The organism is Hymenobacter mellowenesis (assembly GCF_030581005.1).
In the GTDB taxonomy this organism is placed as follows: domain Bacteria; phylum Bacteroidota; class Bacteroidia; order Cytophagales; family Hymenobacteraceae; genus Hymenobacter; species Hymenobacter mellowenesis.
The window spans coordinates 85,823-99,231 of sequence record NZ_JAUQSX010000004.1 but is presented as its reverse complement, the minus strand read 5'-3'; the positions used below and the strand labels follow the sequence as shown (position 1 = coordinate 99,231).

Annotated in this window: 12 protein-coding genes; all 12 read right to left on the bottom strand. The window is 63.6% G+C overall.

Annotated features, from left to right (window positions below; all coding sequences use genetic code 11):
• Complete coding sequence (locus tag Q5H92_RS08920) at positions 1-2,196, bottom strand: hypothetical protein (RefSeq protein ID WP_305011167.1); 2,196 nt, start codon at positions 2,194-2,196, stop codon at positions 1-3.
• Positions 2,197-2,199: 3 nt separating this feature from the next.
• Complete coding sequence (locus tag Q5H92_RS08915; RefSeq protein ID WP_305011166.1) at positions 2,200-4,314, bottom strand: hypothetical protein; 2,115 nt, start codon at positions 4,312-4,314, stop codon at positions 2,200-2,202.
• A gap of 4 nt (positions 4,315-4,318) precedes the next feature.
• Positions 4,319-4,909 carry a hypothetical protein gene (locus tag Q5H92_RS08910; RefSeq protein ID WP_305011165.1) on the bottom strand — a complete coding sequence of 197 codons (591 nt, stop codon included), beginning with the start codon at positions 4,907-4,909 and terminating at the stop codon, positions 4,319-4,321.
• A 95-nt stretch (positions 4,910-5,004) separates the two neighbouring features.
• A complete protein-coding gene (locus Q5H92_RS08905) occupies positions 5,005-5,496 on the bottom strand; it encodes a hypothetical protein (protein ID WP_305011164.1) in 492 nt (163 codons plus the stop codon).
• 3 nt (positions 5,497-5,499) lie between these two features.
• Complete coding sequence (locus tag Q5H92_RS08900) at positions 5,500-7,764, bottom strand: hypothetical protein (RefSeq protein WP_305011163.1); 2,265 nt, start codon at positions 7,762-7,764, stop codon at positions 5,500-5,502.
• Positions 7,765-8,226 carry a hypothetical protein gene (locus tag Q5H92_RS08895; RefSeq protein WP_305011162.1) on the bottom strand — a complete coding sequence of 154 codons (462 nt, stop codon included), beginning with the start codon at positions 8,224-8,226 and terminating at the stop codon, positions 7,765-7,767.
• 84 nt (positions 8,227-8,310) lie between these two features.
• Positions 8,311-9,015, bottom strand: coding sequence for a hypothetical protein (locus tag Q5H92_RS08890; protein ID WP_305011161.1), 705 nt, complete (start codon positions 9,013-9,015; stop codon positions 8,311-8,313).
• Between the two features lie 28 nt (positions 9,016-9,043).
• The gene (locus tag Q5H92_RS08885; protein WP_305011160.1) at positions 9,044-10,528 is read right to left on the bottom strand and encodes a hypothetical protein; all 1,485 of its coding nucleotides are present in this window, start codon (positions 10,526-10,528) and stop codon (positions 9,044-9,046) included.
• Entirely contained in the window at positions 10,512-10,985 is a 474-nt protein-coding gene (locus Q5H92_RS08880; RefSeq protein ID WP_305011159.1) for a transposase, read from the bottom strand. The genes Q5H92_RS08885 and Q5H92_RS08880 overlap by 17 nt, the downstream gene beginning before the upstream one ends.
• Positions 10,982-11,380 (bottom strand): S-adenosylmethionine decarboxylase family protein, encoded by a 399-nt coding sequence (locus Q5H92_RS08875; RefSeq protein WP_305011158.1) that lies wholly within the window; start codon positions 11,378-11,380, stop codon positions 10,982-10,984. The genes Q5H92_RS08880 and Q5H92_RS08875 overlap by 4 nt, the downstream gene beginning before the upstream one ends.
• Entirely contained in the window at positions 11,325-12,851 is a 1,527-nt protein-coding gene (locus tag Q5H92_RS08870; protein ID WP_305011157.1) for a ParB N-terminal domain-containing protein, read from the bottom strand. The genes Q5H92_RS08875 and Q5H92_RS08870 overlap by 56 nt, the downstream gene beginning before the upstream one ends.
• Positions 12,851-13,405, bottom strand: coding sequence for an RNA polymerase sigma factor (locus tag Q5H92_RS08865; RefSeq protein WP_305011156.1), 555 nt, complete (start codon positions 13,403-13,405; stop codon positions 12,851-12,853). Before Q5H92_RS08865 ends, Q5H92_RS08870 begins: the two co-directional genes overlap by 1 nt.
• Between the last annotated feature and the right edge of the window lie 4 nt (positions 13,406-13,409).

Genomic DNA, 13,409 nt, shown 5'->3' with positions numbered 1-13,409 from the left:
CTACAGGTCGCGCAATAATTCGAGGGGAGCGGTGGCGGCGTCGTCGGCCAGGTCGTAACTGCTTATTTTTTCCAGGGTGTAGAGGGCGCCGCTGATGGTCACCTGCCGGCCAATGCTGAGGGCGCGGTATAGCGCCGGGGTGAGGCTGGCCGGCACCTTGCCGACGTGGCCGCGCGTCAGGCGCTGCACCGTGCGGGCGTAGTAGGTAGCCACGGCCCCGGTGGGCCCGGCCCAGCGCAGCGGCCCGTCCCACGCCGCACCCGCCAACGGCACGCGCCGCTGTTGGAATGGCACCGTAAGGGTGGCATCCGGGCCGGTGTAGCGCACGAGGCGTGGGGCTTGGCTGCTGGCGTCCCAATCGGTTTCATCCAGATTTTGCGCCAGCGCGTCCTCGGTGGCGAAGGTGGGCAGGTCTATCCGCTGGCCGTAGTTGCCCGGCTGGGGTGTTTGGTATGAGCGGAAGGCAACGGGCGCGAACAGGCTGCCCACGGCCTGCTCGTTTACGCCAGGGCCCGTTACCACCCGCACCACGTCGGCCGCCACCGGCAGCGGCTCGTCGGGGTTTTCTGCTGCCGAGAAAACCACGGCGCCCACGGTTGCGCCAGCCGCTGGCAAATACTCCATCGCTTCGGGGTCGAGCAGGCCGGTTAGGTCGAGCACCTCGCCGGCGGTGGCGCTGAGTTCGTCGCGGGTGAGCAGCCGCACCGTGCGCCGGTTGGCATCGGCCACCGGCACCGTGTCGGTTCTGAGCAGGAAATCCCGCACCACGTCGCGTTGCAGCAGAGGGGGCAGGAAGTTGGCCGGCTGCAACATCGTCGGGCCATCAAAGGCCGTGCACGCGAAAGAGGACGCCGAGAAGTTGATGACAAACTCGGCGCGGGTCAGGAAGGTGGCTTGGGTGGGTAAGTCGGTGAGGCGGCGGCGGGTGATGAGGCAGAGCTGCACGACGTCGCCAACTTCGAGGTACACCGATGCCGTGCCTACTTTGGTGCCCGGCACCACCTCGCCCCGGTTGTCGAAAGTCAGGGCATTATACGCCGGCAGCACCTGCGGGTCGATGGGCGAACCGTTCACCGGGGAGCCGTCGAAACCGCCCCCGCCCCTGCGCACGAGCAGCCCCAGCAGCACCGGGGCAAAGGCTGTATGAAAGGCCCCAGCTACGGGCACATCAACACGAATGGTCTGGTGCCCGTTCTGAATGCCCACGCTGTACGCAAACGTGTGGGTGCCCGCCTGCTGGGCCAAGTAAACCGAGTTTTCGCCGTCGAGGGCGCGCGTGCCGCCGGTTTGCACCCGCACCGGCACCGGCAGGAACATTACCTCTCCGCCCATGTCGTAGCCTAGAATATTGCCCGCAGGGGCGTTTTCATCCAGGCCGATGATGGTGTTTTCGTAGCCATTGCCGGGGCCGGCATCAACGTAACTGTACTGCCCGCCCCCGGTGCTGGCGCCGCTGGCCGGCAGCAGCGCACCCCAGGGCCATGCTTTCGACAGGTCGGCGCCGGCGCTGGTGAGCACCGTTTCGCGCCACCGCGCCTCATCCAGCACCCGGCCGGTGAGGTTCCAGCCGATATCCTTGAATATTTGGCGCAGCACGTTGGGGTAATACACGCCAGGCGCGTAGTCATCAACGGCCATCGGCCACGAAAAGAGGGCCTGCGCAGGCAGGGAAACCTCCTTCTTGCTGCCGTCCGGCTGGGTTTCTTCGGCCGGCGGGTGGAAGAAATTGCCAAACGAGCAGAGCGGAAACTGCACATCGGTAGCGTCGCAGCTCTGCCCCAAGATTGTTTCGAGCTGGGTGCCGTTGTAGCTGATGGCGTCGAACTGCAGGTCGGTAAGTTTTTTGTCGACCAACAACTGCGCCCACGAGTAGCCGGCCACCAGCAGCGTGCCGGTGTAGGCTGCGGCGCTGATGGCCGTGAGCCGGAAGGTGCCGAGCAGCACCTCCCCATCACAGCGCAGTTCGAAGGGATAATCGACCGTCCGGAACTTATCAATAGCCAGGACGTGGTTGGCATTCACGCCGAAAATGCGGAGGTTGCCGCGCGTGGCCGGCAAGCTGATGGGCAGCGAGTACTCGCCCAGGCGCACGGCCAAATCGCCGAGTGAACCTTCCTTATTGAGCCGAAATAGCCCTTTCAGGTTCGGGGGCAGGTCGGCCCGGCGGCCGTTCAGATACAGCAGAATATCGCGCATGGCTTAGTTGGTTACGCCCAGGGCGGGCTGTTCCTGAGGTTGGCAATCCACGGTGAGGAAGTACTCGGCCTTCACTTCGTCAGGGTCGGGGCTGAAGGCGGTGATGTTCACGGCCTGCGGGCCGCTGGGCTTTTCATACCACACGGCCGAGGTGTTGCCCAGCTCTTGCCGCAGCCACAAATACTCCTCGCGGGTGAGCGGGCCGCTGTTGAGGCGGAAGGCCTGCGGCGTGGTGGCCGAGCGCGTGGCCGTGCCGGTGCCGGTGCTGAAGGTGGAGGGGGTGTACTTCGTCAGCTCCTCCCGCTCGCCTTCGAAGGGCACCGAATCGCACCCACCTTGTCCGTTGGCGAAGGTGAGCACATGGGCCGGGCCATGCACCACCTGGGCCAGCGGGGTGGTGATGCCGCCGCCGAGGCCGTCCACAATGCCCACGTAGGTTTTCAGGTAATCGGGCCCGAGCGCGTTGGCTAAGTAGTCAATGCGAAGCACCACCCCATCAAGCGGCGTAGGCAGCGAAAACTCCTGCGTTTGGCCGTCATAGCGCACACGGCCCGCGATGGCGAGCAGTTGGGCATCTTTGGGCACTAGCACGGTAGGCCCTCGCCCGGTGGTGCGCCAGGGGGCCGGCCGCGAGCTAAGCAAGCGAATACCGAGCGACTGCGCAGCTGGCACCTCTACCGCGTCCAGCGTCCACGAAACGCCAGAAATGTAGGCGTTTCGCTGCCGGCGGATGCTGTCGGCCGTTGCGTACACCTCGCCGAATTTGAGAAAAAAAGAACACAGTCGGTCGGGGCAGGAGCCATCCGGTTGCGGGTAGGCGTGCCCGGTGAACTTTTGCAGCGCAGCCGAAATATCGAAGCGGTAGGCGTTATCGGCTCTATATGGCAATTCGAGCCGCTGGGCCAGCACCGGCCGCACCGCGCCGCCGGGGGGCGTGACAATTTCGCCGTAGGTGTCGCGGTACACGTCGCTGTATAAGTCGGCAAACGTGCTCGGGGTCGATTGCGGGGAGCCCGTCCATACTTCGAGGTAGCAGCCCCACTGCTCACGCCGCTGGGAGTGGAAGCGGTTCACGCCGTCCACGGCCACTACCGAAACCTTGGCGGCGTCGCTGGTGGTCAAATCGAGGTTGAAGCGGGTGCCCTCGGCCCAAGCCGTGAGGCGCACCTCGTCGTCTTGGTTCTGGTGAATGTCGTAGGCAGCCGCCAGCGGGCCGATGGCGTTCAGCGCCTCCACGAGCGAGGGCGCGTCGATGAAGTTTGTAGCCAGCAGCACCGGCCCACTTTCGAGGCGGTAGCCGTTCACCTCCAGCACCACGCCAGCCGTGCCGGCCAAAAACTCCAAGTTGATGAAGGCATCGGCTTTGGCGGGCGTGGCGTTGGCAATCTCGGGGCTGCTGAGCGAAACCCATACCGGCCGGCCGTTGGGTACGAGAGCGGGCAATGTCGTGTCGAGCACGAGGCGCGGGGCAATCACGCAGCTGCCGTCGTTGTAGGTGGCGGCCGGGTTGTAGTTGTCGGATTCGGGGTCGGTGCAGCCGCCTACCAGGGCCAGAATCTCGAAAGGCACTTCCAGCGTGTTGCTGAGATTGGAGCCATCGGTAATGGTAGCTACATGCCGGCCCACGGCGATGCCGGCCCGGTCGTAGATGTAGCTGACGGCTACCGAGGACATGGCCACGGTGCCGGCCGTTACGCCTGGAATGTTGATGTAGAGCTGGGTGAGGGCCGGGCTGCCGCCCTGGGCTTCAATGACCACGCGGCCAGTGGGCACGCTAGGCGTGGGCTGCGTGATGTTGCGGGCCACCAGCGTAATCGGGGCTACGGAACACGCAATCGTGAAGCCTGCCGTATCGGTGGCCTCGCCGTTGTCGGCCGTCAGGGTATAGTCGCCGTTAGCCGTGCCGGTGATGGTGAACGACTTTGAATTAAGAACGGTGGTCATGCCACCAGTCCAGACAATATCGCCTGCGGCGTTGGTGAGCACCACGGCGCAAGGCACGCCCGCAATGCCTTTGTTCACGGTGAACGTGACAAGGCTTGCGCCGCCGGCTGCGTCGCAGGTGTTAGCTAAATTGTTAATGCTGGGCGGCGAGCCGCTCCCGGGTGCTGCTGGCATGGTGCTATTTGCTGCTGGTGAAAATCAAGTCGAGCTGCTGCTCCAGGTCGTAGGTCAGACCATCCAAAAACTGGCTGTCGAGGTACAGCTCCACGAGGTGGGCGCCGAGGTCGAAGGCCGGGCCGATGACAGGCCGCGCCCGAATGCCCCGGCGGTAAATGGCGTTTTGAATCATAAAAGCCAGCCGGTTTACCGACTGCGCCGGGCTGCCGTCGCGGCCCTTGAGCCGCACCCGCGAGCGGGCAAAGCGGCCGGTGGTCTTGTCGCGGTATTGCAGGCCACGGTCTTTTATGAATTTCAGAATGGCCGACAGAGGCACTTTCTTGCCGCCGGGCCGCCGCCCGCTGTCCACCCATTGCAGATAGTCGAGGGCGTACAGTTCAATGCTGGCGTTGGCCGTGAAGCCTTCGAAGCGGCCCGAGCTGCCCCGGCCCTGCTTCACCTTCACGGCCTCGCCGCTCAGCAGTTGGCGTTTCAGCGTTGAATTGGCCCGCAACGGGTAGCGGCCCGTTTCATCCAGCAGCCGCACCATCTCGCGGCAGATGGCCAGGCCAATGGCTTCGAGAATGTCACGAATGGGCGAAGGGGCGGGCATGGGCAACTAGCGACGGAAGCGGCGGTTGAGCCAGTTGAGGGCGGGCACGGCCAGCATGAGGGCCGGCAGGACGAAAAGCCAGGCTGCGGAAATCATCAGGCGGCGGGCTCCTCGTCACGGCCGAACCGATACCAGGGCGGGCCGTCGGCTGCATCCATTGCGGCCTCAATCTGGGCAGCCTGGGTTATCTCGGGCTTCTGCTGCATCTGCCAGCCAAAGGCGTTGCCGCGCTCAGCCAGGGGGCGCGGGTCGGCCGCCAGCAGTGCCGCCCATGTTTCGTCGTTCTCCTTGTCGCGGGTGTAGAGAATCGCGCCGGAGCTGAGGTCGATGATTTCTTTGTTGTTGGCCTCGTAAGTGATTTGATAGTTGGCCACGGTTTCGCTGGCGTCGGCCCCTGGGCTACCGTCTGGGTTGGTGAAAAAGTGCATCACCCACGCACTCAGAAACAGCACCACATTGCCCGTTATAGGGTCTTGCTTCGGGTAGTGGGTGAGGTAGCGTTGCACACGCTGGTAAGTAATCGGGCCCTTGACCAAAGGGCGCACCGGGCGGTCGATGAAGGGCGGGGCGGTGAGTTCGAGGGGCATGGTTTACCAGCGTTGAATTTCGGTGAGGGAAAAAAATGGGTGAATGGCGCCTTGGTTGTAGATGACCAACCCGGCATCGGAATACACCCGCACGTTCACGTAATCGTCTTTCTCCAAGTCGTAGGGGTTTTCGGAGGCGCGCAGCTGCGCCCAGTACTGGCCGTTGCCGGATGCGGCGATGTTCGAGGCGGTGTTCACCGATTTGATGTGCCCATAATCGCCGTTCACTGACACAATGGATTCAACCGGGCGGGCCAAGCCGCCGGCCTCGCAGTAGGCCGTCAGAGCCGCCGCGTACAGTCCTTTGCGCAGCGCACGAATGCCGTTAGCGGCGGCGTAGAACGCGCGGGCTGGCGCGTTCCCGCTCACCCGCTGGGTAAAGTTCAGGGTGGTGATTTGGTAGCCGCTCAAGGTCTGCCCGCCGCTCATGCCCAGCGTGATGGTGAGGGGGATAAAGCGCCCGCCCTGCTTGTGCCACGAGCTGCCGTCGCTGGTGAGGAATGCCACCTCGCCGGCCCACATCAGCCGCTCGGGCTCGCCGTCAATATCGGCCGCCGTGAAGGCCCACATACCACTCGCACCGTTCGCCACGCGCACGCTGATTTGTTTGCCAGCGGCGGCGGCGGGGTCGGGCAGTTGCACCGTCCACAGGTCTTGCCCGGTGCCGGTGAAAACGTGGTGCCTGCCGCAGTCGCCCACAGCCAGCGCCACGCCCGCGCTGTGCAGTACGGGCGTGGCGTAGTCGATGCCGCCGGTGCTCGTGCCGCTGGCGTTGAGCTTGGTGCGCACCGCCGGGGCCAGCATCGCCTCAGTTACGCTGTTAGCCGCCGGGGTGCCGGTGCCGGCGCCCGCCAGTACGCGGGCCATGCCGGGGCGCAGTTCCCAGGACAAGCCGTTGCTGAAGAGTCGGTCGCCAATGTAGAAGCTGGTAAAGCCGGCGAAAGTGGGCGTAAAGGTCAGGGCCGTGCCAGCGGTCACGCTCACGTTCTTCGAGAGTTGAAACTCCACGTATGGGCTGCCGCCGGAGTAACTGCCCCCTACCACGACGGTGCCGGCCGGGATGCCGGTGCCGGTAACGGTGCTGCCGTTGGGTATGGTGCCGAACCCATCGGCAGAGGGCACGCGAATAAAACCAGGGTCGTTGCTGAGCGTGTCAGCATAGGCCACCGTGTTCACCGGCAAACAGTTCTTCGACACCACGTAGTATTTGCCCTTGGGCGTGGCCGGGCCTGGGCTGATGGCGTAGGGCAGCGGATTCAGCGTCGGATTGTTAGCCACCGGGTCCCAGCCGCCATACGCTTCCGTATCGGCCCCGGTGGTCGCGTTGTTCTCTAAAATCTGAACGCGGGTGGTGAGGTTCGACACCAGCACCTGCACGTCCTGCGTGGGCAGGAAGCGAAAATCGGCCACCCGGTAGTAGTAGGCCGGGCTCACGCTGCCGCTGTTGAGGTAGTCGGCTTTGGGCTGATAGAGGCCGGTGCCGATGCCGCCCAGCAGCAGGTACACGCGGGCGGCGTACACCGGGCCCGGCTGCCACAGTTCGATTTTGCCGTTTTGCAGCAGTTCCACCGCGTCCTCCGTACTGGCCACGCGGCTTTGCAGCGCGTAGAACTGAGCGGTGGTGACGCCCACCGGGGGCATGTCCGTCAGGCTGGCCAGCACCCAAATGCCGGCGTCGGCGGCGGTGCCGGTGGGGGCCGGGGCCACGGCATCGTCGGGGCCCACGTAGCGGAAGAACTGCTCGCTGCTTTGGGCGGCGATGTAGGCGCTGGCGAACTGGCCCACGCGCCAACGGTAGGTGCTGCCGTTGATGGTGGCGTAAGCCACGAAGTCGCGGGCGTCGGCCAGCGGTATCAGCTTCGCGGGCAGCAGCTCACCATCTACCATGTCGGCCGTGCGGTACACGCGCAGGCCTGGGAAGGCGGCACCGGTGCGGGGCACGCCGTCGTACTCCACTCGGTAGAAGTTCCAGCGCGTGCCGCTGCCGTCGAACTCTACCAGGATAGAGCAGCCCAGGTAGAACAGCGGCGCGCGCTCACGCAGCAGGGTTTCGGCCGTGATGCCGTCGCTGGCGTTGGGGCCGCGCAGGGCATCGGTGAGGAAGCGGGCCTGAAACGGGCCGCCGGGCTGCTGATTGGGGGCCGTCAGCAGGTTATTGATGTACTCGGTGAGTTCCTGAATCTGGCGGTGGCCGGCATTGACGTTATCCGTCAGCCCACGGCTGCCAATGACTTTGCCCACCGGGGCGGTGTATGCGGTAACTTTCATTTATTCAGCGGGGGCGAATAGGTCAGCGTTGGCGCGACGGTCGATGTTTTGGGCCACCTGCAGGCGGAACTCCACCCGCCAGCCGGTGGCTAGGTCGGTGCCGTGCTGCGTCAGGGCCGCGCGGTTGTAGGTGCCTTTAGCGAGGTCGCCGGGGTTTTCGTGGCGCAGCATCTCAATGAGTTCGTCGCACCACTGCCCGGTCTGAGCCAGCAGGGCGGGCTCCTGGGCGGGGTCGCGGCGCTGATATACCCCGTTTTCGTCGGCCTCGCGGTTGAGCACGAGGAAGGCAAAATCGTAGTTCATCAGCCCCGGCGAGCTTTCGCCGCAGAAAGGGTCGGGCTCCACCACTAACACCGGGTATTGGCCGCTGCCCTCGTAGCCCAGGGCCGCGCGGCTGATGGCGGTGCGCCGCCGGCCGAGGCCTTGTAGGTAGTTGAGCACTTCATCAAAAGACTTCTGCATATACCCAAAAGCGGAAACCTTCAGAATTTGGCTAGGGCTTCGTCTTTTGGGCTGCCTGCATGGCCCGGTAGTATTCCTCCTCCTCTAAAATTTCGAGAGCGTTTTCTTTGCGTTTCTGAGCCACAGTCGTACTAGCCCGCCGCGCGCACGCTGCCATAATGTGGTAGAAGCCGTAGTCGGGGGCATTGCTGCCTCCAAGGTTTCCAGAATCGTCCGAAGTTCTTTTTCGAGTGCCAAGGCTGTGCGGATGCTCCAGGCGGCACGACCTGAGCTCCGCAAAAAAACCGCTAGGGCGGGCCACGCCTGCGCCATGTCGAGGGTTTCAAAGGCGCGGGCAGCGGCGGCCACCACGTCGGCCGTCTGCTTCGTCTTGGCCGGGCAGTAGAGCACGGCCAGCAGCGCCGGAGACGAGGCCAGCGGGTTGGCCTCGTGGTCGCGCAGGAAGTTCAGCAGCGCCTCCATCTGCTCGCCGTTTATCCGGTCTAGATGCCCTACGTGGTTGTAGCGTTTGCCCTCGTGGTAAATGGTGGGCACTAGCTCGGTGGCATCGGGCAGCGTGCCATCGAACAGCCAGGGGGCCGCGCGCTGGATGGGCACGAGGTGCGACACGTCCGAGAGAAACACCTCCTCGGGCACGCCCAGCATTTGGGCAACGGCCACGCACCGCTCGGGCATCGTCTTGGCCGTGGCGAGGGCTAGGAACGGCGCCAGCGGCGTGCTGCCCCAGCTGGTGGGGAGGGTGCCGAACAACTCAGCACCCTCAGAATCCTTGATTTTGATACGAACCATTTGCAATAAGTCGGTGAGGAAATGAATGTTACCAGTCGTAGCCCGAGCCGGCAGGCTTCAGCTCGAACCAAAAGCGCATCATCAGCATATCGCTGGTGTCGGGTGAGCGGCCGAGGGCCTGTTTCACCACGTCTTTGGGCACAATGCGGAGCTTGCCGTCCTTATCGGCATCCTTGCGCTTCACCTGCTCCAGCTCCTCGGTGATGAACTGCTGCTCCTCCTCGGTGGCGTCCATAATCCAGACCTCGGCGGCGTTCACCTTCCCGGCCAGGCCATAGGTGCATTGCGCCTTGAGGTGCTCGAAGTTTTCGGCCCGCTTGCGCTCCTCGAAGGTTTTGGCATGGGGGTTGGGCAGTGGGCGGCTGCCGTTGAGGAAGCCTTTGGCGCCGGGCAGTTGGTCGAGCACGCCGCCGCCCACGCCGTCCTCGTCCACCAGCACCTGGCTCATGGGCACGCGGTACTCAGTGGCCAGGGCCCGAATGTCGGCGGCGGTTTGGGTGGTGCTCTGCTTCGCCTTCTTCACCCGCTTGACGCAGCGCCAACCGTCCCACACCCCCAGCCGGATGGTATCGCCGCCGAAGCGGGACACGTCGGCCGTGATATATCGTTTGCCGGTGGCGGGAACGTGCTGGTTTTGGAATAGGTCGTTGATGGCATCGAAGTGCATCAGCGCGTCGGGGTCGTCGTCGTACTCCCAATTACCCAGCAGCAGGCGCTGCAAGCTGGCTTTGTCGAGGTCGAGCAGCGACTGGCGATAGTGGGCCGAAACGTGCGGGTTGTCGCTGAGCAGCGAAGGCACGAATGCTTTGTGAGCTGGGAGCGTGCCCTCTTTGTTGGGTTTGTAGAAGTAGCGATAAACCCACGTCTTCGACGGGTTGCAGCTGCCGAGCAGCTTCGGGCGCAGGCCGGACGTAATCGTACCACACTGGCGGCAACGCCAAAGCACCGGCTTGCCGGTGTCGTCATGCCGCAGCACCTCGTTGCCGGGGTGGTCGGGCTGGCCCCTCTTGCCTTTGGCTGGGTGGTTGAGCCGACCGCAGCGGTGGCACCAGTGGTCGAGCTTGTAGCGGATGCGGCTTTTCACCACCTGCCAAGCCTTCTGCACAATGCGCGGAATCTCATCAATGAAGCCGCCAGTTACTTCCAGCGAGCCCAAGCTGTCGAAGTCCTTATCGCTGGGCTCGTACTTCAATTCACGCAGCAGGATGGCCGAGCCATTCTTAAAATCAATCCGCTTCTTCTGCTCATAGTAGCGGTAGGCAGTGGCTGGGACGTTCTGCATCCGGAGAATATCCCACAGCGTGACGAGGGTTGTTTCCTTCAAGTTTTGCAGCTCCTCACGGCCCATCAGCCAGCGGGAACCGGGGTACTTGATGGCGTTTTTCACCAGATGATAGCAGCCCAAGCCACTCTTGCCCCCGCCGGCCCCGCCGCCGAACAGCACCTCCGTAACCTCGCTCTCGTGGTCTTCGAGCAGGTCGAGGGCAGTGGTTTGCTTAAGCGTGAGAATCATCAGCGGGCGCGGCGTAGGTCTTGGTTTCGTTCCAGGTCACGCCCATCTCGCCGCTGTGCTCCACCTCGTGCTTATCCTTGAAATTGTCAGCGTCGAGGTTTTTGAGGGCGAAGATTACGGCGGTGGCGTTGGGCATAACCACACGCTTCGTCACCTTTTGGAGCTTGACAGTTCGCTTGGCCTTGTCCTTCTTGTCGGGAATAAACTCAATGGTCGTTTCCTCTACCTCCTGCTTGCCGAGCAGCAGGGCCAGCCCACTGCGTGCCATCTCGCCCAGGGCTTGGCGCCGAAGCTCCTCAGCCTTTTTAAGCAACTCCGAAAACTCCGGATTATCTGCCTTCCAAGCGTAGAAAGTGGATTCCGAGATTTCAAACTGCTTGCACACGTCAGCCACTTTGTGCTCGGCCGTGGCGAAGGCATCGGCTATCGCGCGGGCTTTCTTGAGAGAGTACTTCATGCCGTAACGGAGAGGGGTAAATCGGGCTGGGTGTAGGGCCGTGAATAGGAGGCCATCGACTCCGGAGCGGGCAGCGTCACGCAAGGCAGTAAGGGCTCGGCCGGCGGCTGAGCACTCACCCACTGCTCCAAAGCCGTGACGAAGTGAACGTACTTATCCAGCATACACGACGACAGCTCCACGTAGGCCGTGCCGTAGTCGGGGAAGGTGTGAATGGCGAGGTGGCTCTCGCCCAGCAGCCACAGGGCCGTCCATCCGTAGGGGCGGAAGTGGTATTCTGTAAAGTTGAGCACCGAGAAGGTGGCCCCAGCGAGCAGGGCATCGAACAGCGGGCGGAGCTTACTCGGACTCGCCTGGGGTATCCACAGCGAATGATTCCAAATCTTCGGCGTCATATTCTATCTCGGGAAAGTGGGTTTTGATGGCGCGCGGGTCGCCTTTGTAGAAAACGAGGACTTGCTGGTGGGTCTTGACCGGCTTGCGGTGCTTCATCTGCTGGCCGGCCCGAATTGCGGCGTTGCCGGCCATCTCCACTAGGATAAGCTCGTTGTAGTAGTGCAGGCCCGCCGCCCGCATGATGGCAGTGATGTCGGCGGGAAAGCCGTAGTAGCCGCTGCTTTTCTTCTCTCTCACGTCGCCCACCGTGATAACAGCGAAGCGGTTTTCTTTCAGGCAGCCCACCGACGAAGTGAGGGCGTCGCGCAGGATTGCCAAAAATTCGGCGTAGGTGCCCTGATTGCTCGCGTCGTTGGCTTTGTCGCTGTAAACCTCCAGGTCGAAGTAGGGCGGGCAACTGAACAGCAAATCCTGGCTTTCGAGGGCCAGGTGCTCGCCCACGTTGCGGCCGTCGTCGCAGATATAGCGGGCGGGCAGCTCCTCGCTGTCGGTGCGGCTTTGGTTGAGGTCGGCCTGCTCTTGGCGCAGCTCTATGCCGGTGAAGCTCATGCCCGAGGCAGCGGCCACGAAACCGAACACACTATCACCCGCGAAGCAGTCAAAGGCCGCGCCGCCTTCCAAACCGAACCAACGCACCACCAGCTCGGCCAGCACCGGGTCGAGCAGCGAAACGCCCTGCGCCAGCTTGGTGGTACGCTTGTAGTGGTCGGCTTCGAACTCCTCCTTCGTCAGCTCACGGCCCAACTGCTTTTCGGCCTTTGATTTTTGCCGGTAATAACTCGGGTCGTCGCCACTGGCCGAGCGGCGCAGCGTGCCGTTGCGGCTTTCGCCGTTGTCGCCGATGCGTTCTTTCCAGACGTTCTTGCGCTCTTGCCAGTAGCCCTGGCGCGTGTCGAGCACCGAGAAAGGCGGCACGATGAAGCGTTCAGCGAGCGAGCCAGCGGGGCTATCCGAGGGCGCCGCGTCGTCATCGCCCCAGCCCGGCGGTATGTCCATCCCCCACCCTTCCAAGATGGCGGCGTTGGGCCAGTCACCGTTGGCCAGCATATCGAAATCCCACTCGCCGAAGGAGGTATTGTCCTTGATGATGAACTGCTGCTTCAGCTCGGGCGTGAGGCCGAGGGCCCGCACCACCGGCACCTCCTCGCCAAACAGCAGCAGCCGCAGCTCGTTGGTGTAGTCCTGAGCGGCGGCCGAGTCTCCCTCGGGAATGTTGCGGGCCGCGACGGCGCGTTCGATGCGGTGCTCTTTCTCCCCTTCGGGCAGGCTGAGCAAGTGCTGCTTGGCCCGGGTGCGCATATTGCCCCCGAGCACCACGCCATCCTCATCGACCACAGTCGGGCGCAGGCGCATCATCTCGGGGAAGTCGATAAGCGACTGCACCAACTGAGTAAAGCGCTTCTCTTTGAGAATGCGCGGGTTTGCATCGTTCAGCCGCAGGGCCGAAATGTTCAGGGCTTCGTAGCTCATCAGGCTTCCAGGTTGGCCCACGCCCGCCCGAAGGCCGCGCGCAGGTGGTTTTTCATTTTATTGACGCGGCGGCGTATCCAGCTCTGGTCGCCGCCGGTTGTCATCTCGCTAATCTGCTGGAAGGAGTAGCCCTCGGCGTGTAGCCGCAGCGCCACCCGGTCAGCCATGCCGAAGCGGGCCTGCGCCTCGGCGCTTACCTGCTCGGCGAGGTGCGCGACTGCATCCGTGGCCGGCGCCTCGGTGGCGGGCGTGCTCAGCTCCAGCGTTGGCGAAAGGGGGACGGTGCGCAGCTGGGCTTTCTGCTGCGAGGGGAAGGCCAGGTTCCGAATCGTTTTGAGGAGGTAAAACTCAAAATGGTCGCCGTGAAAACCCTTCGACTGTATCATGTCGTGGCAGCGCAGCACGGCCTCTTGATACAGCTCCATCCCGCCCTCGGGCGTGCCGGCGAGCCGTTCGGCCACGGAGAGCAGGCGCTCCTGGTGAGCCTCCGCCGCAGCGAGGCACGCAGTAGCTTGTAATTCGTAAGCGGCGGCGGGGTCTTGGTTGTCGAGCACAGAT

Bases quoted from the DNA above. Each gene is read 5' to 3' on its own strand.
- Q5H92_RS08920 (WP_305011167.1), bottom strand. From the start codon at position 2,196: ATGCGCGATATTCTGCTGTATCTGAACGGCCGCCGGGCCGACCTGCCC.
- Q5H92_RS08915 (WP_305011166.1), bottom strand. From the start codon at position 4,314: ATGCCAGCAGCACCCGGGAGCGGCTCGCCGCCCAGCATTAACAATTTA.
- Q5H92_RS08910 (WP_305011165.1), bottom strand. From the start codon at position 4,909: ATGCCCGCCCCTTCGCCCATTCGTGACATTCTCGAAGCCATTGGCCTG.
- Q5H92_RS08905 (WP_305011164.1), bottom strand. From the start codon at position 5,496: ATGCCCCTCGAACTCACCGCCCCGCCCTTCATCGACCGCCCGGTGCGC.
- Q5H92_RS08900 (WP_305011163.1), bottom strand. From the start codon at position 7,764: ATGAAAGTTACCGCATACACCGCCCCGGTGGGCAAAGTCATTGGCAGC.
- Q5H92_RS08895 (WP_305011162.1), bottom strand. From the start codon at position 8,226: ATGCAGAAGTCTTTTGATGAAGTGCTCAACTACCTACAAGGCCTCGGC.
- Q5H92_RS08890 (WP_305011161.1), bottom strand. From the start codon at position 9,015: ATGGTTCGTATCAAAATCAAGGATTCTGAGGGTGCTGAGTTGTTCGGC.
- Q5H92_RS08885 (WP_305011160.1), bottom strand. From the start codon at position 10,528: ATGATTCTCACGCTTAAGCAAACCACTGCCCTCGACCTGCTCGAAGAC.
- Q5H92_RS08880 (WP_305011159.1), bottom strand. From the start codon at position 10,985: ATGAAGTACTCTCTCAAGAAAGCCCGCGCGATAGCCGATGCCTTCGCC.
- Q5H92_RS08875 (WP_305011158.1), bottom strand. From the start codon at position 11,380: ATGACGCCGAAGATTTGGAATCATTCGCTGTGGATACCCCAGGCGAGT.
- Q5H92_RS08870 (WP_305011157.1), bottom strand. From the start codon at position 12,851: ATGAGCTACGAAGCCCTGAACATTTCGGCCCTGCGGCTGAACGATGCA.